This window comes from bacterium (assembly GCA_023382385.1).
Classification (GTDB): Bacteria; Electryoneota; RPQS01; order RPQS01; family RPQS01; genus JABWCQ01.
This window is the reverse complement of the sequence record JAHDVH010000002.1, coordinates 573,399-594,542: the sequence shown is the minus strand read 5'-3', so window position 1 is coordinate 594,542 and position 21,144 is coordinate 573,399. Positions and strand designations below refer to the sequence as shown.

The 21,144-nt window shown below is 54.0% G+C and carries 22 protein-coding genes; 17 read left to right on the top strand and 5 right to left on the bottom strand.

The window, feature by feature from the left end; translation table 11 throughout:
- Positions 1 to 4: 4 nt before the first annotated feature.
- Positions 5 to 451 carry a hypothetical protein gene (locus tag KJZ99_06750; GenBank protein ID MCL4305595.1) on the bottom strand — a complete coding sequence of 149 codons (447 nt, stop codon included), beginning with the start codon at positions 449 to 451 and terminating at the stop codon, positions 5 to 7.
- 385 nt (positions 452 to 836) lie between these two features.
- Here KJZ99_06750 and KJZ99_06745 point away from each other — a divergent pair, with 385 nt between their 5' ends.
- From KJZ99_06745 to KJZ99_06730, 4 genes are read left to right on the top strand one after another with little or no spacing between them, the layout of a single operon-like run.
- Complete coding sequence (locus tag KJZ99_06745; protein ID MCL4305594.1) at positions 837 to 1,184, top strand: winged helix-turn-helix domain-containing protein; 348 nt, start codon at positions 837 to 839, stop codon at positions 1,182 to 1,184.
- On the top strand, positions 1,181 to 1,678 hold the full coding sequence (locus KJZ99_06740) for a VOC family protein (protein ID MCL4305593.1): 498 nt from the start codon (positions 1,181 to 1,183) through the stop codon (positions 1,676 to 1,678). The genes KJZ99_06745 and KJZ99_06740 overlap by 4 nt, the downstream gene beginning before the upstream one ends.
- The gene (locus KJZ99_06735) at positions 1,675 to 2,058 is read left to right on the top strand and encodes a DUF1801 domain-containing protein (protein ID MCL4305592.1); all 384 of its coding nucleotides are present in this window, start codon (positions 1,675 to 1,677) and stop codon (positions 2,056 to 2,058) included. The genes KJZ99_06740 and KJZ99_06735 overlap by 4 nt, the downstream gene beginning before the upstream one ends.
- Positions 2,055 to 2,549, top strand: coding sequence for an SRPBCC domain-containing protein (locus KJZ99_06730; protein ID MCL4305591.1), 495 nt, complete (start codon positions 2,055 to 2,057; stop codon positions 2,547 to 2,549). Before KJZ99_06735 ends, KJZ99_06730 begins: the two co-directional genes overlap by 4 nt.
- A gap of 87 nt (positions 2,550 to 2,636) precedes the next feature.
- Here KJZ99_06730 and KJZ99_06725 read toward each other — a convergent pair whose 3' ends face one another.
- The 3 genes from KJZ99_06725 to KJZ99_06715 all read right to left on the bottom strand — a co-directional run bounded on the left by KJZ99_06725 (position 2,637) and on the right by KJZ99_06715 (position 4,506).
- Positions 2,637 to 2,855 (bottom strand): T9SS type A sorting domain-containing protein, encoded by a 219-nt coding sequence (locus tag KJZ99_06725; protein ID MCL4305590.1) that lies wholly within the window; start codon positions 2,853 to 2,855, stop codon positions 2,637 to 2,639.
- Positions 2,856 to 2,968: 113 nt separating this feature from the next.
- Positions 2,969 to 3,958: a M48 family metallopeptidase gene (locus KJZ99_06720; protein ID MCL4305589.1), complete on the bottom strand. Its 990-nt coding sequence runs from the start codon at positions 3,956 to 3,958 to the stop codon at positions 2,969 to 2,971.
- Positions 3,955 to 4,506: a LemA family protein gene (locus tag KJZ99_06715; protein ID MCL4305588.1), complete on the bottom strand. Its 552-nt coding sequence runs from the start codon at positions 4,504 to 4,506 to the stop codon at positions 3,955 to 3,957. The genes KJZ99_06720 and KJZ99_06715 overlap by 4 nt, the downstream gene beginning before the upstream one ends.
- A 176-nt stretch (positions 4,507 to 4,682) precedes the next feature.
- Between KJZ99_06715 and KJZ99_06710 the strand changes: the two genes are divergently transcribed.
- From KJZ99_06710 to KJZ99_06690, 5 genes are all read left to right on the top strand, one after another.
- Positions 4,683 to 5,294 (top strand): NADPH-dependent F420 reductase, encoded by a 612-nt coding sequence (locus KJZ99_06710; GenBank protein ID MCL4305587.1) that lies wholly within the window; start codon positions 4,683 to 4,685, stop codon positions 5,292 to 5,294.
- A gap of 7 nt (positions 5,295 to 5,301) precedes the next feature.
- Positions 5,302 to 6,321: an aldo/keto reductase gene (locus KJZ99_06705; protein ID MCL4305586.1), complete on the top strand. Its 1,020-nt coding sequence runs from the start codon at positions 5,302 to 5,304 to the stop codon at positions 6,319 to 6,321.
- 154 nt (positions 6,322 to 6,475) lie between these two features.
- A complete protein-coding gene (locus tag KJZ99_06700; protein MCL4305585.1) occupies positions 6,476 to 6,985 on the top strand; it encodes a hypothetical protein in 510 nt (169 codons plus the stop codon).
- Positions 6,982 to 8,583 carry a T9SS type A sorting domain-containing protein gene (locus KJZ99_06695; GenBank protein ID MCL4305584.1) on the top strand — a complete coding sequence of 534 codons (1,602 nt, stop codon included), beginning with the start codon at positions 6,982 to 6,984 and terminating at the stop codon, positions 8,581 to 8,583. The genes KJZ99_06700 and KJZ99_06695 overlap by 4 nt, the downstream gene beginning before the upstream one ends.
- 649 nt (positions 8,584 to 9,232) lie before the next feature.
- On the top strand, positions 9,233 to 10,873 hold the full coding sequence (locus KJZ99_06690; GenBank protein MCL4305583.1) for a T9SS type A sorting domain-containing protein: 1,641 nt from the start codon (positions 9,233 to 9,235) through the stop codon (positions 10,871 to 10,873).
- A gap of 69 nt (positions 10,874 to 10,942) precedes the next feature.
- Here the strand turns inward: KJZ99_06690 and KJZ99_06685 are convergent, their stop codons facing one another.
- Positions 10,943 to 12,067 carry an aminopeptidase gene (locus KJZ99_06685; protein MCL4305582.1) on the bottom strand — a complete coding sequence of 375 codons (1,125 nt, stop codon included), beginning with the start codon at positions 12,065 to 12,067 and terminating at the stop codon, positions 10,943 to 10,945.
- A 148-nt stretch (positions 12,068 to 12,215) separates the two neighbouring features.
- Between KJZ99_06685 and KJZ99_06680 the strand changes: the two genes are divergently transcribed.
- The 8 genes from KJZ99_06680 to KJZ99_06645 all read left to right on the top strand — a co-directional run bounded on the left by KJZ99_06680 (position 12,216) and on the right by KJZ99_06645 (position 21,103).
- On the top strand, positions 12,216 to 13,076 hold the full coding sequence (locus tag KJZ99_06680; protein ID MCL4305581.1) for a class I SAM-dependent methyltransferase: 861 nt from the start codon (positions 12,216 to 12,218) through the stop codon (positions 13,074 to 13,076).
- Between the two features lie 57 nt (positions 13,077 to 13,133).
- Positions 13,134 to 14,249 carry a patatin-like phospholipase family protein gene (locus tag KJZ99_06675; GenBank protein MCL4305580.1) on the top strand — a complete coding sequence of 372 codons (1,116 nt, stop codon included), beginning with the start codon at positions 13,134 to 13,136 and terminating at the stop codon, positions 14,247 to 14,249.
- A gap of 37 nt (positions 14,250 to 14,286) precedes the next feature.
- The gene (locus KJZ99_06670) at positions 14,287 to 14,733 is read left to right on the top strand and encodes an NfeD family protein (protein ID MCL4305579.1); all 447 of its coding nucleotides are present in this window, start codon (positions 14,287 to 14,289) and stop codon (positions 14,731 to 14,733) included.
- A 54-nt stretch (positions 14,734 to 14,787) separates the two neighbouring features.
- Complete coding sequence (locus KJZ99_06665) at positions 14,788 to 15,744, top strand: paraslipin (protein ID MCL4305578.1); 957 nt, start codon at positions 14,788 to 14,790, stop codon at positions 15,742 to 15,744.
- Between the two features lie 49 nt (positions 15,745 to 15,793).
- A complete protein-coding gene (locus KJZ99_06660) occupies positions 15,794 to 16,996 on the top strand; it encodes an acetyl-CoA C-acyltransferase (GenBank protein MCL4305577.1) in 1,203 nt (400 codons plus the stop codon).
- A gap of 62 nt (positions 16,997 to 17,058) precedes the next feature.
- Positions 17,059 to 17,607: a GNAT family N-acetyltransferase gene (locus KJZ99_06655; protein ID MCL4305576.1), complete on the top strand. Its 549-nt coding sequence runs from the start codon at positions 17,059 to 17,061 to the stop codon at positions 17,605 to 17,607.
- Positions 17,573 to 19,270 carry a proprotein convertase P-domain-containing protein gene (locus KJZ99_06650; protein ID MCL4305575.1) on the top strand — a complete coding sequence of 566 codons (1,698 nt, stop codon included), beginning with the start codon at positions 17,573 to 17,575 and terminating at the stop codon, positions 19,268 to 19,270. Before KJZ99_06655 ends, KJZ99_06650 begins: the two co-directional genes overlap by 35 nt.
- Positions 19,271 to 19,420: 150 nt before the next feature.
- Positions 19,421 to 21,103, top strand: a complete 1,683-nt coding sequence (locus tag KJZ99_06645) for a choice-of-anchor J domain-containing protein (GenBank protein MCL4305574.1) — start codon at positions 19,421 to 19,423, stop codon at positions 21,101 to 21,103.
- The last annotated feature ends 41 nt before the right edge of the window (positions 21,104 to 21,144 follow it).

Genomic DNA, 21,144 nt, shown 5'->3' with positions numbered 1-21,144 from the left:
GACCTCACTCGGTTTCGGAAGGATTATGAACCGTGTGGCAGGAGTTGCAGGCTTTTCCGCCGGCGTGATCCGCTTCAACTATTTGAGGGAAGCGAGCCGGACGAGCGGCGCGCTGTTCGTGACACCGCAGGCAGGCGGCAGCGACATCCGGTTTTCGAATGTTGGTGGTCTGCGGGTCTTCGATGTGTGTGGCGCCCGGGCCGTGACAGATTTGGCAGGAGACTTTGCGATGTGGTCCGGCAGCATGTTCGGCGGCTTCGTCCTCATGGCAGTCGGCGCAAGAGGTCTTGGGGACATAGCTGGGGTCGTGGGCGACTGCGGCGGGCAGGGCTTTGCCGCGATAGTGTCCGTATTGACCGAAGCTGTCGGGCTGCAGCCACCAGCGCGTCGCAACAAAGGCGAGCACGATTGTGGCGAAGATATAGATGAGGCGAGAAACTTGTGGGGGCATCGCGGCTCCAATCCAAAGGTGTGGCTAATCAGTCGAGACGGCGGAGGCGGACGTGCGAACTATCTATGATGAGGCGAGCTTAAATAGGAGGAGAGCAAGTGAATGACGCACTCTAATTGATAATAGAAGAGCTTCATTGCAAATGGTTGAGTATAGAAAGTGACAAAATTCACGAATGTCAAGTGACTATGTTACCGAAGAAAAAATAGTATGATAGAGATATGTTTTGAATTCACAGTATTTAAGAATTCGATACTTTTTGACATATTTTTTATTGCACCCATAATACAGGAGGAATCATAAAAAGAGCCGGCGGGACTTGACAAATCAGAATTCGTTTTGTATATTACCAAAAGGTTAATTAACTAAATTGTTAATAAAAATCATGCAAGATAGATTAAGCCAAACATTTTCAGCACTTTCAGATCCGACAAGACGAGCTATTCTGGCACAGCTCGCAACCGGGGAAAGTTCGGTACGCGAATTAGCCAAGCCATTCAAGCTGTCGGGACCGGCGATTACGAAGCATCTGAAGGTTCTTGAGCGGGCGGGCTTGATTTCGCGGACTCGCTTCGCGCAAAAGCGGCCGGCGAAACTCGAAGCGCTTCCACTGAAAGAGGCGTCAGACTGGATTGAACAATATCGTCAGATGTGGGAAGCACGATTTGACCGGCTGGACGAATACTTGAGACATTTGCAAACACAGAATAAGAAAGGCAATACACCTAAATGAACAGCAGCATCACATTCGCGACTTGTCTCTGGTTTGACACACAGGCCGAGGAAGCCGCGAATTATTACATTTCGATCTTTCCCAATTCGCGGATTCTGGATGTTTCGCGCTATGATGCCGCCTCCGCAAAGGCCTCAGGCAGGCCGGAAGGCAGTGTGCTGACGGTGGTGTTTGAATTAAACGGCCAGAAGTTCATGGGACTGAACGGCGGGCCGATCTTCAAATTTTCCGAAGCCGTGTCGATCATGGTGGACTGCGATACTCAAGAACAGATCGACTACTATTGGAACACGCTGACGGCCGACGGCGGACAGGAAAGCGCGTGCGGCTGGCTGAAGGACAAATTCGGATTCTCGTGGCAAATCGTTCCAAGGGAATGGGCAAGCCTGATCAACAATCCTGACAAAGAGAAGGCGGGACGTGCAATGCAGGCGATGCTCACGATGCGGAAGCTCGACATCGCCGAATTGAAGCGCGCGTTTGACGGGAGATGAACGAGGTAGAGAAATATCTTGCAGCCCTGCCCACCAAGCAGCGAGACGCATTAGAGAAACTGCGAAAGACGATCCTCTCTGTCGCAAAAGGTGCAGAGGAGAAGATTTCCTACGGTATGCCGACGGTCTACTACAAGGGCAATCTGGTGCACTATGCCGCCTTCAAGGATCACATGAGTTTCTTTGGCGCGAGCGCGTTCGTAACCGAAGAACTGAAAGACAAACTCGCGGGCTACAAGACTTCGAAAGGCACAATTCAATTTACGGTCGAAAAGCCGCTGCCCGCTACGCTGGTGAAATCCATCGTCAGGGCGCGGATGAAGGAGAACGAGGAACTTGAGGAACAGCGGAAACTAAAGAAAAGGGGAGAAAGAAAGTGAGCACGGCTCTCGAAAAAATGCGGGTCGAAATCAAAGACCGAGAGATTGTCTTCACACGGATGTTTGACGCTCCGCGACAAATGGTGTGGGATGCGTTTACGAAGAAAGAGCATCTGCTCGCGTGGTGGGGGCCGCACGGGTTTACCAACAAGGATTGCAGAGTCGACCTGAAACCGGGAGGACAATTTACAATCACGATGGTCGGACCGGACGGCGGGGATTATCCGTGCCTGTTCATTTTCGAAGAGATCGTGCCGATTGAGAAGCTCGTAATGATGGACAAGGTCATTGAAGGAGACTTCTGGGGACCGGGCGGACCGCCGCCGGACAGCAGAACAACCGTGCTGTTTGAAGATCACGGCGATAGGACGAAGCTGCTTATGATCTCGACATTTGAAACCAACGAAGGCCGCGACAAGATTGTGGCGATGGGTGCGGCAGAAGGCTGGGCGCAGAGCTTCGAGAAGTTGGACGAGATGCTGAAAGACTGATTGTGAGGCTGCCGATAGGCAAGTGGACCAATAGAAGAGCGCGAGTCGGGGGACTCGCGCTCTTCACATTGAGCAGCTCCGGCCGTACTACTTGATCAATACAAGCCGCGTCATTTTAGCATGAGCCGCAGAGCGCAGCCGAGCGAAGTAGACTCCGGAAGACAGCGCGTTTCCATCGAAGTCCACACGGTGCACACCTGCTGCAACGCGTTCGTTTAACAGCGCGGCAACTTCGCGGCCATTGACATCGAAGACCTTAAGGCAATAGAAAGAATAAGACTCGTTTTCACGGGAAACGCCTATCAGGAGTTAGCATATCTGCCCACTCATCCAGACACGAATTCAATTCCGAATAACATAGCTCCATAAGCCGTTTGCCGCAAGCAGGTGACACGGCTCTATTACGAAAAGCAACTTTGTCACTCAGTACGCGGAGGCATCGAGTCTCTCTCACCCTCCGCCAGCATCTCGCTGACATTTGTGTGCAGGCTTGCCATTGCCTGCAGCCTTTGAATGCGGTCCTTGGTGGGGGGATGTGTGGAGAAGATAATGCCCTTCTGCATCTCATCGTTGCGCAACGGATTGACAATGAAAAGGTGCACGGTCGCGCGGTTGATCCACGGCAGCGGATTGACAAACAGAGACTGATCAATCTTGGCTAACGCTGCGGCGAGGCCGAGAGGATTGCGGGTCAGGCGAGCCGAGGTGGCGTCTGCAAGGTATTCGCGTTTGCGCGAAATGGAAGCCTGCATCACCAGCGCGGCAAACGGCGCAAGGATAGAGAGAACGATGCCTATCAACAAGAAAGCGCCACGCGAGCCGCCTTTGGTCGCCGCGCGGCCCGTGCGCCCGCTGCCATACCACATCGAACGGCGATATCCGTCCGCAATCAGGGCGATCGCGCCGACCATCGTGGAGATGAGGAGCATGTAACGAATGTCAAGATTCGCGACATGACCCATTTCATGAGCGATAACGCCCTGCAGTTCTTCGCGATTAAGTTTCTCGAGTAATCCGCGCGTCACGGCAATCGCGGCATTGTCGGGACTCCAGCCGGTGGCGAACGCATTGAGCGCGAACGAGTCAATGACGTAGACACGAGGCATCGGCAAACCAGCGGCGATGCGCATTTCATCCACGACGTTGAACAGCACTTGATCAGATTCCCACGTGGCTTCGCGCGCGCCGGTGAAGCCCAGCACGATGTCGTCACCGAGAAAATAGGTGATCAGCATGACGGAAACCGCCACAATGAACCCGATCGGCAAACCGATGTCGCCGTAATCGTAGGTGCGGCCGATCACCCAGCAGAGCGCGATCAACAAAAGCGGAAGCCCAATGAAGAGAATCAGGGACTTCCGCTTGTTGGACCGGATCTCTGCCAGAAAATCGCGGCGGTAGTCGCTCACCGCAAGTCAACCTTCACATTCTGCTTCTCTTCTTCGGGCACCTGATAATACTCTTCCTTTTTGAAGCCGAGATTTGCGGCAATCAGATTGGCGGGGAAGAGTTCCTGCTTGGTATTGTAGGTCATCACGGTGTCGTTGTAATACTGCCGAGCGAAGGCGATCTTGTTCTCGGTCGCTGTCAACTCCTCCTGCAACTTCATCACGTTCTGATTGGCCTTCAGATCGGGATAGTTTTCGAATAGAGCGAAAAGCTGCCGAAGCGCACCGGTGACCTGATTCTCCGCGGCTGAAACAGCGGCAGGACCCTGCGCAGCGACGGCCGAGTTGCGGGCCTTGATCACCTTTTCGAGCGTCTCCTGCTCATAGGACATATAATCCTTGACAACTTCGACCAGATTGGGGATCAAGTCGTGCCGGCGCTTGAGCTGCACGTCTATCTGTGACCATGCGCCCTTGACCTGATTGCGCAGCGTCACCAGGCCGTTATACAGGCCGATGATGTAAATGACCAGTGCCGCCACGATGCCCAGAAATATCAGAAAACTCATGCGGATCTCCCGTTAGTTGCTAAACACTCCTTGAATTTACGGCGGTTTGAGGTCAGTTGCAAATCTCAGGAAATCTCCTTTTCATAAAGTGGTTCAAGCTTTGAGGAAAAGCATTGAGCTGTTATCGCCAAGAGGACGAAGTAGCTCATTTCCAATCAGATAACAGGCAATTTCCCATGAAGATTTCAATCATTGGCTCAGGCAATGTGGGAGGGACGCTCGGGAAGCGCTGGACGGCGAACCACGAGGTTGTGTTTGGTGTACGAAAGCCCGATCGCTCAGCAGATAGAGCAGAGCGGTTGAATGAGCGAACAATCCCCGAGGCGTTGGCATGGGGCGATGTCATCGTGCTGGCGACGCCTTATTCTGCGGCCCTTGAGATTCTGCGCGAAGCACAGGGGCTAACAGGCAAGGTCATCGTAGATGCCACGAACCCGATAGCTCCGGGTCGCGGAGGGCTTTTGGCGAGCGGAGACTCTTCCGGCGCAGAGGAACTGCAGAATCTGCAGCGAGATGCCCATGTGGTGAAGTGCTTTAACAGCACGGGTTTCAACAACATGGCCGATCCGTGCTATCCGAACGGCAATGCCGTGATGTTTCTGTGCGGCGGGGACGCGATTGCCAAGACGCAAGTGATGCGCCTCTCGGATGAACTTGGCTTTGAAACGATTGACGCCGGACCGCTGGCGATGGCGCGCTATTTGGAAGCGCTGGCCATGCTCTGGATTAAACTTGCCTATACACAGGGACAGGGACGGGAGTTTGCGTTCATACTAAGCAAGAGATAATTACACCATGCTATTGACTAATTATAAGCTGCTCGGCCACAGCGGACTCGCGGTGTCACCACTGTGCTTCGGGGCGATGACGTTCGGCACAGACTGGGGCTGGGGCGCGGACAAGGACGATTCGCGCCGCATGTTTGAACTCTATACTGAACGCGGCGGTAATTTCATCGATACAGCCATCAACTATACCGACGGCACGAGCGAGTCGTATCTCGGCGAGTTCATGGAGGTCCGCCGTGACGAGTTGGTCATCGCGACGAAATACTCGCTCTCGTCCAATCCCAAAGATCCCAACGCCGGCGGCAATTCCCGCAAAAACATGATGCGCTCCGTCGAGAAGAGTTTGAAGCGGCTGCGAACGGACCACATCGACGTCTACTATCTGCATGTTTGGGAGGGCAACATTCCGATTGAAGAAGTGCTGCGCGGATTCGATGATCTGGTCACCCAGGGGAAGATACTGTATATCGGGATATCAGATACGCCCGCATGGAAAGTGGCACAGGCGCAAGTCATTGCGGAGTTTCGGAATTTAGCTCCTATCACCTCGCTGCAACTGAAATACAGTCTGATGGATCGCTCGCTTGAACGCGATCTGCTTCCGATGGCGCGGGAGTTTCGCATCGGAGTCACGACATGGTCCGTGCTGGGCGGCGGCTGGCTCACGGGAAAGTATCAGAACAACGAGAGCGGACTGCGGCCCAACATCAGCGCACAAAAGGAGAATGACCGCAGCCTTAGAATTGCACAAGTCGTTACGGAATGCGCTTTGGAGATTGGCTGCACGCCGTCACAGCTTGCGATCCGCTGGAACATGGAGCAGGAGGGCGTGACTTGTCCAATCCTCGGAGCGCGCACGATCGCCCAGCTGGAAGACAATCTTGGTGCGCTGGACGTAACAATTCCCATTGAGGTAATGCAGCGTTTGAATGATGCGACGGCGCCCGAACTCGGATTCCCACATTCCATGCTTCAATCGGAACACGTGAAAAAGCTCATTCGCGGGGAGACAACAATCAGACGTTAACTTGCGAAGAATCAGACCAATAGGAGAGTATAGAAATTGTCCATCTTTTTCTGCACCGCAAACCCTTGACAAGGGAATCCTGAAGCCGTACATTTAGGTCGTGCACCAAAGAGGCCGCCCGCATCGGGGAAACAAGAAGACTCAGAGGTTTGCCATGACGAACACACCATTCACGACTGCCGCAATGACGACTCTTGCGGTTTTTTTGTGTCTGGGACTGCCGGCAAGGATCTGCGCCTGCACGGAGTGCATCTGTGTCACGGACAACACCTGCTCAAACGATGAGTGCGATCTTGACCTGACAGCGAATTGCACGCGGCTGGAGTTCACGCCAGAGTGTGACGGGGAGTATGCCTTTTATGCAGCAGTGAACTCGTGTGAAACGCTCTGCGGAAAGTGTTATAGTTGCGTTAACCTCTTTAAAGTGAGTGGTGGGAACGAAATCTGGGTTGCTAACTGCCACACGAATCTCTGTTCAGTTGACGAATGTGGAACAACTTGCAGTTCCGTATCACTTACTTCGAGCAGCACCTATGTGCTTTACGTCTGCAAGCTATACTGTGCCGACTACGAAGGTCTGGAGGACTGTGGGGATTGTGATGCATCCTGCGTAGCGGTCGGCTGCTTATCGTATGGGCTTTCAACCATGCCGTGCACGCCATGAAGCCTGCAACCTATTTAACACTGCTCTTTTGGGTCGCGTTCCTGACTGCAGACTCTTTGGGTCGCGTATTGGAGGTTCCTGCAGACTATTCGACGATCCAGATTGCGCTTGATTCTTCGCAGACGAGTGACACCATTCGTGTGGCACCGGGGGTCTATCATGAGTTTCTGTTGGCCCCATCTCACTCTTTGACACTCACGGGCTGGTATCCCGGGGACACACTTGCCGTTCTGCGCTCCACACTCGATCCGATTCCATCGGGAGTGGACACGCCTTCGGCAGCGGTGTTCGGCGGTGACTCCGTTGCAATCAGGAACTTTGCTTTCTTCAATCGCCACGAATATCGTCAGTATGGTGCGGCGACCCGCACCGGTGGAGTGCGGTTTATGGGAACAGCGCTCTCTCTTGAGAACTGCCGCTTTGATTCCGTCTCGCGGGGAGTGCGGGGTGGCGCGAGACTTTACTTGAGGAACTGTATATTTGAAGGATGTTATCGTGATTGCGTGACACCCAGTGTTTATGGCATGGTGGACTGCCGCGATTGCTCCTTTGACGGCGAAGGCCCCCACCTCCTGAAATGCTACAGCAATTCAGTAGTGCGCAACTGCACATTTCTCTGCAATCGCCAACAATCGGAATTTCTGATAATCCTCGGAAGCAGTATCACAGTCTCTGGCTGCCGCTTCGGACCATGTTACAGCGCCTTTCCGGTTCTCAGCTTATACTCGCAAGGAAACTGTTTGATTGAGAATTGCGCGTTTGAGGGAATCGAACGTGCATACTCATTGATTGACGGATCCGTGGACTGCGATGAGATGTTTGAACATGCACCGATTACGATTTTCAACAATGAGTTTGTTGATTTCCATGGCGTTGGACCCGCATCTGGCACAACGGCGATACAGATCAGTTGCCAAGGAAGCACTAACGAGAACATTGCACATATCGAGAGCAACTCTTTTCAGAATGGCAGTTCAACCATAGGACCCGGAGTCCGGTCAAATCTCCGAGTTTCACTGGCGAACAATCAGTTCGCGGATCTTTTCCCGGAGAACTTGGGAGACGTGTGGTTGTTTGGAAGCGTCTCGGGCATTACGCTGGCACGTGACAATATGTTTCTTCCGCCGGGTCTGGCTGCGCAGACTGATGGGATGCCGTTCGATGCACGTGAGAACTGGTGGGGGGATTCGACGGGACCATATCACTCGGTGTTCAATCCCGAGGGACGGGGAACCGAGGTTGGTAACGGCGTGGAGTTCATTCCGTGGCTGACTGCACCGCCGGATTCGATTCCGGATACTTCAGGCACGAGCGCAGATGAACGCAACGAGTTGCCGAGCGAGCTCTTGTTGTCTGTGTTTCCTAATCCATTCAACCCCACGACAACGATTTCGTTCTCGCTTTGGAAGTCCGAGATTGTGCGACTCGAATTGTTCGACATATTGGGCAGAAGGATCGCGACACTCGCTGACGATTTGTTCACAGCCGGACTGCACGAAGTTCACTTCGACGGCAGCAAGTACGCAAGCGGAGTCTACTTCGCAAAGCTCACGACGTCGCACGCACCACAAGCAGCGAAACTGCTCCTGCTGAAGTAGCCGTAGGAAAACTCCGACAACGCGATGAAATCATCTTGGTTGCAAATAGTTCGCGATATTGCCACGAATGCCCAGCAAACGCTAGACGGCAAACCCTGAAGCTGTAAATCAGGAGTAGTGCACCAAATGACAGAGAGCATCAGGGGAATCAGAATGACTTGGAGGATAGCCATGAAGAGAACACCTTCCACGACTTTCGCAATGACGACTCTTGCGGTTTTGTTGTGTCTGGGAATGCCGATAGGAGTTGGGGCCTGCACAGAGTGTATTTGTTTCAGCGATGCAACGTGCTCAACTGCCGGTTGCAGAGAAAACCTAACGGCTAATTGCACGCGCACTGAGTTCTCGCCTTTGTGCGATGGCAATTACACCTTCACAACCCACACAACATGTTCAGGTGGCACGGGAGATTGCAGCAAGTGTCAATCCTGCGCAAACTTGTATAAGCTTGAAGGCGGCAACGAAACCTTTCTGGAGAACTGCCATACAGTCGAGTGTAATATTGGGAATTGCAGCTATGTCTGCACCAATTCGATAAGCTTGTCGGCGACCGCCACATACGTCATGTATGTATGCAAGGTTCCTTGTCCTGCTGTCCAATCCTGTGAATCATGTGAAGCAAACTGCACTGCCTATGCATGCATTTCCTATGCTGTCACAACTTGTACACCCTAACGGAATCGTGCGAAATCTGGTGGTTGCGGCCAACTTGTTGATCGTGATCTGCATAACTTCTTCCTTGGTCCAAGCCGAGACCCTGGAAGTCCCTTCAGAATACGCGACAATACAAGATGCACTGAATGTGACGCAAACTGGCGACACAGTGCGGGTGAGTCCCGGAGTCTACCATGAATTTCTCATCGCCCCCGCCTACTCGTTGACCTTGACGGGCTGGTACCCTGCGGACACTCTTGCGGAGCTGAGAACAGTTCTTGATCCTATTCCCAGAGGATCGGATACACCATCCGTTGCAGTTTTTCCGGGTGATACGGTCCATATTGAGAAATTCGTCTTTTTTAACCGGCCCGAAATGCGTCAACCAGATTGGCCGACGAGAGTCGGTGGAGTACATCATACCGGATCAGCTTTGTACCTGCGCAACTGTGTGTTTGATTCAGTCTCTCAAGCGGTCCTTGCCGCGCAACTTATCGAAGCGGAGCACTGTCGCTTTAACGGATGCCTGTGGTTCTGTCTCTATCCGGGCGCGTTCGGTACAGTTCGAGTTAACAAATGCGATTTTAGCGGATCGGGTTGGTGGCTGATCTTCTGTTCCACAGGTTCAATTGTTCGCAATAGCTCGTTACGCCGTGATACAGATGGAGGAACACATCTGCTCCAATTGCACGGCAGCGACATTGAAGTGAGCACTTGTCGGTTCGGCCCGTCTGGCAGGGGATTCTCTTTGGTGAACATCAATCCGGTAAGTAATTGCAGGATTGACAGTAATACCTTTGAAGACATAGGCCGGTGCCCTGCGTTGCTGGAGGTCGCCATGGGCTGTCCAAGTGAAGACGGTTCGCCGATAAGTATTCGGGGAAACATGTTTAACAACTACCAAGGCGAAGGGATTGCCTCCGGACCGTCAGCGATAAAGTTCATTTGCCAAGACCCTCAGCCGGGTTACTTCGGACAGGTTTACGGCAACAAATTTGTTGGCGGAACGACAACTGGAGGCGCAGCACCGGGCATTGAAATCTCCGGTTCTGTGGATCTGGTAGACAATAAGTTCATCGATTTGCAACCTGCTACTTCTCCCGATGTTCGAGCCATCAGCACACCTCTGGACACCGTATTCGCTCGGGCCAATCAATTCCTGCCACCCGGAATCGCTGCGTTCTCGGCCGGACCCTATTTTGACGCGCGTGAGAACTGGTGGGGGGATTCGACGGGGCCGTATCACGCAGTGTTCAATCCCGAAGGTCAAGGAACTGAAGTCGGTAACGGCGTGGAGTTTATTCCGTGGCTGACATCGCCGCCGGATTCGATTCCGGATACATCAGGCACGAGCGCAGATAAACGTAACGAGTTGCCGACCGAACTTTCGCTGTCCGTTTTTCCCAATCCGTTTAACGCAACGACGACACTGACGATCCATGTTGCAGAACCCGGGGAGTACCGTGTTATACTCTACGACCTGCATGGCCGCTTGGTCAAGTTGTTATACACGGGCCGCATTCAGTCCGTCAAGACCTTGACAATCAGTGCCGACAATGTCGCAAGCGGAACGTACTTTGCGAAACTATCCTCCTCAACAACACATGTTGTCACAAAGCTGCTGCTGTTGAAGTAAGTTAGATTCCACTTACCAGAAAGCCCCGCTACTTAGCGGGGCTTTCTCTTACAATCATGCGTGAAGTAGCTACTTCACCAGATTCTCCGGATTCATTGCGAGGAACGCTTCATGCACGAAAACGCCATCCTTGCGAATGAGTTTCCCATCCATCCAAATTTCGCCGCCGCCCTTCTCGGGACGCTGAATACATACAAGATCCCAGTGAATCTGGCTGCGATTGCCGTTATCGGCTTCCTTCTCGTAGGCCTGGCCGGGCGTGAAATGGAACGAACCGGCGATTTTCTCGTCAAACAGAATGTCGTCCATCGGTTCGAGCACATACGGATGAAAACCAAGCGCGAACTCGCCCACGTAACGCGCACCTTCATCCGTGTCGAAAATCTCGTTGATACGCTTTGTGTCGTTGGACGTCGCATTGACGACCTTGCCGTCCTTGAATTCGAGCACGACGTTTTCAAACGTGAAACCGCGGTAGGTGGACGGTGAGTTGTAGCTGATCTTGCCGTTCACAGAATTACGCACGGGCGCCGTGAATATCTCCAGGTCGGGGATGTTAAAGCTTCCGCCGCAAGGCACCGCCGGAATTCCCTTAATGGAGAATTGCAGATCGGTTCCCGGTCCCTTGATATGCACCTTATCGGTCTTTTCCATGAAGGCTTTCGCCGGAATCATCGCGTCGCTGGCCTTCTTCCAATCCACGTCGCAGCACACGTGGTAGAAAAAGTCCTCAAACACCTCGTGGCTCATCTTGGCCATCTGCGCCATTTGCGGCGACGGGTATTTGAGAATCACCCAGCGGGTGTTCTCGACGCGCTGCTTGAGATGCACAGGCTTCAACCAATGCTTCTCATACAGCGACATCTGATCGCCGGGAACATCGATCAATTCCTTGGCATTGAAAACACCGCGAACCGCGATGTAGCAGTCCATTTGCTTCATCCGGTAGAGTTCGCTGTCGGCAATCAATTTCATGCGCTCTTCGGTGGCGTTACGCATCAGAGTGCGCATTACGGACTGGTGCTTGTATTCCAGCACCGGCAGGCCCCCGGCATCGCAGACTTCCTGCAAGAGCACTCTGATGAACTCAAGCGGAATGTCAAAGCACTCGATTAGCACTTTGTCGCCGGGCTTCACTTTGGTGGAGTGCTTCACCAGCACTTCAGCAAGTTTTTTGTGTCGAGGATCGTACATCTAAGTGAGAATCTCCTGTGGTTATGTTCCTCGGATTGTATGTGACAAATTACTCAAAATCGCTCTGTTTCGCAAGCCGTCATACCCCATCCCCACTTGCACCCCTGCCGGAAAAAGCGTACATTCTATGTCCATGCAAGACCCTAAGATGACCATAGATAATCATTTAGCAGGATCATCAGGCGAGAAGACGCACCCCGCTCATTTGCTTAACCGCGCGTGGTGGGACGAGGTCACGCCGATTCATGCGGCCAGCGACTTCTACGATGTCCCGGGCTTTCTGAACGGAAAACCTGCGCTTGACAGATTGGAGCTGGATTGGCTGGGCGATGTTGCAGGGAAACGCGTCCTGCATTTGCAGTGTCATTTTGGCAAATCCACCATTGAAATCGCTCGCCGCGGTGCCGCACAAGTTGTGGGCCTCGATTTTTCTCCGGTCGCGATTGCCACAGCGCGCGAACTTGCTGCAAAAGCAGGTGTTGCGGAGCGAGTCCAATTTGTAGAGTGTGATGTCCTGCTTGCCGATCAAGTTCTTCATGAGCAGTTCGATGTTATTTTTACGAGCTACGGCGTGATTAACTGGCTCTCAGATCTCTATGTTTGGGCCGGTGTTATCGCCAAACTGCTCGCGCCTCATGGCCGCTTCGTCATCGTGGAAATTCATCCCGCGCTGATGATGTTTGACTGGGAAAACGGCAAGCTGGAACGGAAATTCGGATACTTCCATTGCGAGGAGGGCGTGGTTATGCCACCGATGCCGGACTATGCCGACCAAAGCTATATTCCGCAGGCTCCTACGCGAGAATGGCAGTGGAGTCTCGCTGACGTGTTCCGCGCGCTGACTCGAGCAGGTCTGCTGGTCGAACAGTTCGAAGAATACCCAACCTGCTGCTTCAAGCCTTATCCGCACATGGTGGAAGCCGGACCGGACATGTTCCGCCTGCCGGAATCCGAGCCTGAGCTTCCCATGACATTCGCGCTCGACGCGGTCCACCGACCGATACGTTAGACACGACACAACGTTCTCATATTACCCGCGCTTGCTGCCAGACTTTCTCCCGTCCCCATGACTTCCCCTTATCTACTACTCGCCATGCAGGGAGGCGGAGCGTACGGTGCCTATCAAGCCGGAATGCTTGCCGAGTATTTTGCCCGCGGTGGACAGCCCTATGACGGAGGATACGGGGTATCGGTTGGAGGACTGAATGTCGCCCAACTATTCGGCACGCCGGATGGGCATCCAGCCAGCAGCAGAAAGCAACAACCGCAGAACGCGGTTCGTCTGGCCGAACTATGGGACGATGAAATCTCCAACAATGCGTCTGTCTATGTCCCCCTCAAAACCACTGGTGTGCTGACAGAAGGTGCGCGCCGCCTGTTAGGCAGGAACTTGCCGGGTGACTTGGCAGTTGCTATTTTGCGCAAAGCGGACTCGGTCTACGACACCAAACCTCTGCGCAGGCTGTTGGAAAAACATCTTGGCAACAAGAAGTGGCCGGACGCAGTCAAAGTAGGTATGGTCAACCTGCAGTTCGGGAGATTTGAAGAGGTTGCGCTCAATCAACCTTTGCCCGGCATGACGGCCATTGATGCGATTATGGCATCCGCGGCCATTCCGATTGTGTTTCCGCCGGTTAAAGGCTACGTGGACGGAGGCGTTACAGACGTCACCCCGTTGCGCGAGGTCTTTGCTCAATTCCGCAAGGTGCGTGAAGAGCAGGCCCTCGCGAGACTGCCCGTTCAGGAGCAGGAGTTACACATTCTGCGGGCGTCTGCGTTCCCGCAGCCCGGAACCGGACCGTTCAATCGAGTGGTGCCAATTCTCGAACGCACTCTGGAGTTGTTCGTAGACAACACGGATCGCGAAGACTATGAACGTGCGGCTTTCATTAACGAGCTTGCCGCGAAATTTGACCTCGCTTCGCGCTCTCCCGACCGGAAAGTTTGCGAGCAGTTTGCCGACCTGCACCGCCGCTACGCGGTGATTGACACATACGTCATCGGTCCGTCAAAATCTGAAATGGGAGAATTCTCCACTTCCGCCCGTAGTTTCACGCGCGAGGCAGTGCGCGAAGGCATCAAGCTTGGCCGCCGCCGCATGGCAGACTTTCTGAAACACAAGCAAGACTATCTGCTCGAAGTCGTCCTCTTCAAAGACGACGTGCCTAAGCTGCCGAGGTAGAAGAGGATTCGGGTTGCAAAAATAAAGGGAGGCTTGTATGAGCGAGTATGCTCCGTTACTTTGGTTTCTCTTGGGTCTGGCGTTCGTTTTGGGAGAGTTAATGTTGCCTGGTGTGGTGTTGCTGTTCTTTGGCATAGGCGCCTGGCTGGCGGCGGCGTTGTTATGGGCCGGGGTTATTGATTCACTTGCGGCATCGCTGGCGGTCTTTACGGCGGCATCGTTACTCTCATTGCTGCTATTGAGAAAGTACGTGGTCCGCACATTCAAAGGCCGCAAGTCGGGTGAAGGATTGGAAAACGAAGAATGGGAGTTCATCGGCAGGCTTGCAACCGTCTGCGAAGAGATTGACCCGAAGAGAGAAGGCGGGAAAATTGAGTTTCGCGGTGTACAATGGCATGCTGCGGCGAACGAAGTGATTGAGAAGGGGGCATCGGTGAGAATCGTCGGCAGGGAGAACTTAACCTTGCGCGTTGAGCGCGTGTAGGAGTTAGAAATGATATCATCTTACGTACTCGGTGCGACATTCGTCGAGGCAAACATGGCGTTATTAATTGTGTTCGGAAGTATCGCCCTCTTGGCGTTAATTTTGGTCATTAAGACAGCGGTGGTCGTGCCGCAGCGGAGCGCCTATATCGTTGAGCGGTTGGGGAAGTACGCGCAAACGCTTGAGGCAGGATTTCACATCCTGGTTCCGTTTGTGGACGTCATTCGCTATCGCCACAGTCTGAAAGAAGTTGCGTTGGACGTTCCGGAGCAGAATTGCATTACCCGCGACAACGTGGTCGTGGCGGTTGACGGAATCCTGTATTTGCAGGTTGTGGATCCGGTTAAGGCTTCGTACGGGATCAACAACTACGGTTACGCTACGCAGCAGCTTGCGCAGACGACGCTCCGCAGTTTAATCGGAAAACTGGAGCTTGACAGGACATTCGAGGAACGTGAATCGATTAACGCTGGTGTGGTGGATGCTCTGGACAAGGCGGCCGAACCGTGGGGAATCAAGGTAACCCGCTATGAGATAAAGGATATTCGTTTACCTGCGCCCATTCAAGACGCGATGGAAAAGCAGATGCGGGCAGAGCGCGAGAAGCGTGCGACGATTGCGAAATCCGAAGGCGAGCGCCAGTCAACAATCAACATCGCCGAAGGAAACAGACAGGAAGCCATTGCGGTTTCAGAGGGAATCCGCATGAAGCTCATCAATGAATCCGAGGGTGAGAAGGCCAAGCTAATCAATGAAGCCTTGGGCCGCGCCCAGCAAATCGAGCTGGTCGCCAAGGCAACCGCCAACGGACTTCGGGAAGTCGCTCAAGCACTGCAGGCGCCGGGCGGCATGGACGCATTGAATTTGCGCGTCGCTGAACAGTATGTAGCGGAGTTCGGCAACCTTGCCAAGACGAACAATACCATGATTATTCCTACAAACCTCGCGGATCTTGCGGGTACGGTTGCTGCGGCTACGAAGGCGTTTCAGAAGGCAGACGGCAAGTCGTAACCAGCTACACATTTTGAATCAGAACTCTTCCAAGTCTCCAATCTTCTGCATGACAAACGTCTTTCTCGTAGATGCCCTTCGCACACCGGTGGGCAAGCATAACGGTATCTTGAAATCGGTGCGGCCCGACGACATGGCGGCGCTCGTTCTGAAGAAACTCGTCGAACGCTCCGGCGTTGACCCCAGCCTTGTGGATGAAGTCTATATGGGCTGCGCGAATCAGGCAGGGGAGGACAACCGTAACGTCGCTCGTATGGCCGTGCTGTTGGCCGGATTTCCCGACTCCGTCCCCGCCGTGACCGTCAATCGCCTCTGCGCCTCCGGAATGGAAGCCGCAGCTTGTGCCTATCGAGCCATTGCATCAGGTGAGGGACATTGTTACATTGCAGGCGGCGTGGAGTCCATGACCCGTGCGCCGTTCAGTGTGCCCAAGCTCGAGAACGGTTTTTCCTTCGGAAATCTGACGGCATGGGATACCACCCTTGGCTGGCGTTATCCCAACCCTCGGATGAAAGAGCTGTTTCCGCTCGAGTCTATGGGGGAGACCGCCGAGAATATCTATGAAAAATGGAATATCTCGCGCGAACTTCAGGATCAATTCGCGTTGGAGTCACATCAAAAGTCTGTCATAGCTCACGAGCGCGGGTTGTTCAAAGAGGAAATCATTCCCGTAGAACTTCCGCAGAAAAAGGGCGAGGCAGTGCTTGTCGACCGCGATGAAGGCCCCCGCGGTGACACCACTCTGGAAAAACTTGCCGCTCTGAAGCCGGCCTTCCGCAAAGGCGGGACGGTCACGGCGGGAAATTCCTCCTCGCTGAACGATGGCGCCGCCGCACTCTTGATTTGTTCCGAGCAGTTTGTCAAAGAGCATAAGTTGAAGCCGCTCGCCCGGATTGCCGGAACGGCGTCGGCAGGTGTTGATCCGCGAATTATGGGCATCGGGCCGGTCAATGCCGTCGAGAAACTGCTCAAGCGAACGGGCCTCACACGTTTTGAAATTGGTCTCTGGGAAGTCAACGAGGCGTTCGCCGTGCAGGTGCTGGCCGTGCTGGCAGAACTCGATCCCCCCATTGACCGTGTGAACCCAAAGGGAGGCGCCATTGCCATCGGTCACCCCCTCGGAATGTCCGGTGCACGCATTTTAGGCACCCTTGCACGCTCGATGAGGGATGCCGGAACGAGGTGGGGAATTGCCTCCCTCTGCGTCGGAGTAGGACAAGGACAAGCTATCTTATTGGAAAACAGCAATTAACCAAGATCTGGCATAATTGCTAAATTTACCGTAAGTTGGCATAATGTTCGCTGTGTATATTAGTGGTTCTTCTCCATCCGGCGACACCGACCGCTCCGGAGATTGGGAGTGACGAACATTCAGGCACTTTTACCTTTTCATTCACCAAACTGATGATTGTTAGCACCGCAACGACTGCGGACCTCACACAGCTCCTCGAGCTGGTCGCCGAGTATCAGGGAGAAGGCGAAGAATTCGAGGCATTGCCGGATGACATCAATGAATCGTATCTAAAGGAGATTCTTGAGAACGACCGTCTTGGCACTATCTTTTTGGGGAAAACATCCAGCGGAATCCCCGTCGGGTTCTTACTAATCTATTTGACTCCCTCAACGTTGGAAGCCGAACGCATTCCCAACCTGCTGGACCTGTTCATCAGGCCCACTCAGAGGGAAAAGGGTTTCGGCCGACAACTATTCGACCATGCGATTCGCTGGTGCAAGCAGCAGAAGTACACTCGAATGGACTGCACCGTCGAAAACATGAACATGGTCGCTCAGTACCTCTTTGACTATTACCGCGCCGATTCGACCGGCCGTGTCCAGTATTCGATTGACCTTACCAAAGACTAAGCTCTTCGTACTCCTGTTCGTTCTGCTCTTTGCGAGCTGGCTTGCCGCTTATCCCGCAAGCGAGCCGCAGAAGCATTATGACCGTACGGTAGCTCCGATGGGACCCGTGCGTGTTCCGGCGCGCTCGCTGGATGACGTGTTCGTTTCAACCAGCACTCCGGTGCCGATTCCCGATTTGGGTCAAGCCGTCGCGATCATTGACATCGAGCAGTCCATCATCATCGAAGATATCGATGTCGGAGTGTCGCTGACGCACACGTGGGTGCGCGACCTGCGAATCACGCTCGAACGGGACACCACGATTATCGACACGCTGATCGAAGATATTGACTCGACATTCAACGAGCAGGATTCAGTCTGGGTGCGCGACACAACGTTCCGTTATGTGCAGATTGACACGTTCGTAAGAGTCATCCTGCTGGACCTCTTCCCGGGTGCGGATATCGAAAACATGACCGATTGCTGGTTTGACCAGGACGCGGGACAGAGCATCTACGACGGTGCGCCGCCCTTTACCGGCGCATTTCGACCTATCGATTCGGTCAGCACGCTCAATCGGTTTGACGGTCAGGATGCGATTGGCCGCTGGCGGCTCCGTGTGCGCGACCAGTTCTTGCGCGATTCCGGTACGCTTGATGATTTCCGAATTGAAATTAACGGCGTTGTCCAGCTGCAAGGCATGGTCAGCAACGCCATCGTCGGGACTCCGGTCGTTGGCGCATCGGTTACAGTCGTGAATTCCGAACTCGCCGACACCTTGGGACGCACCACAACGAATAACGTCGGAGTTTATCGCTTCACGAGGGTTCCCGAAGGAATCTACCGCATTATCTTCGCGGCGAACAATTACGACTCTCTTACTGTGGACGGAGTTGCAGTCTCCGAAGGCGAGACTACGACGCAGAACGCCGAACTGATGCCGCAAGTCTCGTTCAACGACTTCCCTTACACTGGCGCGTCGGTTCCGATTCCGGACTTCGGCTTAGGACGCGCGGAAGCCGAGATTGTGGTGGACGCAGCGCAGACGATTCGCGACGTGGACGTCACCGTCAACATCACGCACACTTACATCGCGGATTTGACGATTTCGCTGGCTGCTCCCAGCGGTGATACGGTCACCCTGTTTAATCCGCCGCTCTCTCCGAGTCTGGGCGCGAACATGGCCAATTGCCGGTATGACGACGAGGCGGCCATTTCCATCAACGCGGGAACAGGGCCGTTCAACGGCAGCTATCGTCCTTATTCGCCGCTTTCAAGATTTGACACACAACTGGCAGCAGGGTCGTGGAACCTGCATGTGGAAGATTTCGGTCCGGACGACCTCGGCACACTGCACAGCTACACTTTGCACTTCGAGTTTCCACTGGCGGCGGACGACAGCCGCGGGAATGGAGTTCCGGAGCAGTTCAAACTGCATCCGGCTTATCCGAATCCGTTCAACCCGACGGCAAATCTGATGCTTGACGTCACCCGCACTCAAGACATCGCGTTACAGGTCTTTGACATTTCTGGCCGTCTGGTTGAGACGCTGCACAGTGGAACACTGAATGCCGGTTCACACCATTTCTACTGGCAGCCGATAACGCAGGCGAGCGGCGTCTACTTCGTGCGCGCCTATTCGACCGAACTTTCGCAAACGCATAAACTCATTCTGTTGAAGTAATCTGTATGTTTTGACAGGCGTCGGACCGACTAATTACGAGATACTGTTTGCAGATCCCATATTGTTGATTTCATATTTTCATTTTTCATTCTTTTTTTCCCAAACCCGATTCCCCGGACGGGTGGGAGCAAACCAATAGGAGAGGAACGCATGAGAAATCTTGCAAAACTTTTTGTGCTGGCTATGTGCCTTACGCTAGTCGGCGCGTTGTGGGCAAACGGCGCGAAAGGGCCGCAGGTCTCACTTGACACGAAGTATGGCGTCGGCTCAATCAATCTGAGCGAGCAACGCTCTGCTATGGAAATGCCGCGTCATGTGCGCGGAACACTGGACGAAGTCATCATCAGTGAAGACTTTGAAGCGGTAGCCGACGGTGCATTGCCTGTAGGCTGGACGCAGATCAGCGTGGACAACGGCTTCTGTGCGCAGTTCAACCGGAACTCCACGTGGCAGGCGTTCAACTATGGTGCGAACGCACACGGCGGCGCAAAAGTCGCGATGTGCCACTACAATGACGCGGCGCTGCCGAACAACGACTGGCTGATTCTCCCGCAGCAGAATCTCGGCGGACAGATCATGTTCTCGTTCTGGGCCGCTTCGCAGGACCCGAACTACCTCGAGAGCTTTGCAGTGAAGCTGTCCACAACCGGCAATCAGCCGGCCAACTTCACGGTCACGCTCGGCACGTACACGAACGTTCCGACAACGTGGCAGCAGTATAGCTATGACCTTTCGCAGTATGCGGGTGCGCCGTTCTATATCGCAATTCACTACAACTCGATTGACGAGTTCGTGCTGAAGATTGACGACGTGCTGCTGGAAGCCGGTGAAGCCGGTCCGCAGGGTTCGATCGTCGGCACGGTCACCGAGTTTGGTGCGGGCACCCCGATTCAGAACGTCACCGTTGCCATTCAAGGCGGCGCCACGACCACGACGGATGCCAGCGGGCAGTACACGTTTGTGGATGTTCCGGTCGGAACGTACACCATGAACTTCACGAAGATGGGCTATGAGCCGGAAACTGTGACCGGCGTTGACGTGACCGAAGACGGCACCACGGTCGTGGATGTCGAAATGATTTTCCTCAATCTCGTCGTCACCGACTACGCGTCAACCGGCGGAGTCGTGAACATCCCCGATCAGAATCCCGCCGGCGCAGTCAAGACGCTGGTCATCAATGACGACGTGCTGATCGAAGATGTGGACGTGACGGTGAACATCACGCACACGTGGGTCTCTGACCTCGATCTCTACCTTGTCGCTCCGTGGGCCGATTCCGTGCAGCTTGCCGAAGATCCGACCGATTTCCCCCCGGGCGCAAATATGACGAACACCCGCTTTGATGACGAAGCCGCCAATCCGTTCACGTACTCCAGCAGCGGCGCGCCGTATACGGGCAGCTTCCGTCCCTTCGAGCAGTTGAGCGCGTTCGATGGTTTCACAACCATGGGTACGTGGGGACTGCGCGCAGTGGACAATGAGCAGGCGGACGTCGGCACGATCAATAACTTCACGATCCACGTCACACATGCCGGAACCTCGGCGGGCGATGCGCCGGGCAGTGTCCCGAGCGAATTCAGCGTCGGCGTAGCTTACCCGAATCCGTTCAACCCGAGCACACAAATCAGCTTCAGCGTGCCGAATACGACGAATGCCACGATGAAGATCTTCAATTCGCTCGGTCAGGAAGTTGCAACGTTGATTGATGGTCAAGTGGTCGCCGGAATGCACACGGTGTACTTCACGGCTTATAACCTGCCTTCAGGTCTTTACTTTGCGCAGTTCCGCGCGGGTAGCTTCACTTCGACTCAGAAGCTCGTGTTGATGAAGTAACAGCGAGGAAATTCCAAGCAGGATTTTCAGTCCTGCCGGAT

Coding starts and splice junctions, on each gene's coding strand:
- KJZ99_06750 (MCL4305595.1), bottom strand. CDS start 451: ATGCCCCCACAAGTTTCTCGCCTCATCTATATCTTCGCCACAATCGTG.
- KJZ99_06745 (MCL4305594.1), top strand. CDS start 837: ATGCAAGATAGATTAAGCCAAACATTTTCAGCACTTTCAGATCCGACA.
- KJZ99_06740 (MCL4305593.1), top strand. CDS start 1,181: ATGAACAGCAGCATCACATTCGCGACTTGTCTCTGGTTTGACACACAG.
- KJZ99_06735 (MCL4305592.1), top strand. CDS start 1,675: ATGAACGAGGTAGAGAAATATCTTGCAGCCCTGCCCACCAAGCAGCGA.
- KJZ99_06715 (MCL4305588.1), bottom strand. CDS start 4,506: ATGAGTTTTCTGATATTTCTGGGCATCGTGGCGGCACTGGTCATTTAC.
- KJZ99_06710 (MCL4305587.1), top strand. CDS start 4,683: ATGAAGATTTCAATCATTGGCTCAGGCAATGTGGGAGGGACGCTCGGG.
- KJZ99_06705 (MCL4305586.1), top strand. CDS start 5,302: ATGCTATTGACTAATTATAAGCTGCTCGGCCACAGCGGACTCGCGGTG.
- KJZ99_06700 (MCL4305585.1), top strand. CDS start 6,476: ATGACGAACACACCATTCACGACTGCCGCAATGACGACTCTTGCGGTT.
- KJZ99_06695 (MCL4305584.1), top strand. CDS start 6,982: ATGAAGCCTGCAACCTATTTAACACTGCTCTTTTGGGTCGCGTTCCTG.
- KJZ99_06690 (MCL4305583.1), top strand. CDS start 9,233: ATGCTGTCACAACTTGTACACCCTAACGGAATCGTGCGAAATCTGGTG.
- KJZ99_06685 (MCL4305582.1), bottom strand. CDS start 12,067: ATGTACGATCCTCGACACAAAAAACTTGCTGAAGTGCTGGTGAAGCAC.
- KJZ99_06680 (MCL4305581.1), top strand. CDS start 12,216: ATGACCATAGATAATCATTTAGCAGGATCATCAGGCGAGAAGACGCAC.
- KJZ99_06675 (MCL4305580.1), top strand. CDS start 13,134: ATGACTTCCCCTTATCTACTACTCGCCATGCAGGGAGGCGGAGCGTAC.
- KJZ99_06670 (MCL4305579.1), top strand. CDS start 14,287: ATGAGCGAGTATGCTCCGTTACTTTGGTTTCTCTTGGGTCTGGCGTTC.
- KJZ99_06665 (MCL4305578.1), top strand. CDS start 14,788: ATGGCGTTATTAATTGTGTTCGGAAGTATCGCCCTCTTGGCGTTAATT.
- KJZ99_06660 (MCL4305577.1), top strand. CDS start 15,794: ATGACAAACGTCTTTCTCGTAGATGCCCTTCGCACACCGGTGGGCAAG.
- KJZ99_06645 (MCL4305574.1), top strand. CDS start 19,421: ATGAGAAATCTTGCAAAACTTTTTGTGCTGGCTATGTGCCTTACGCTA.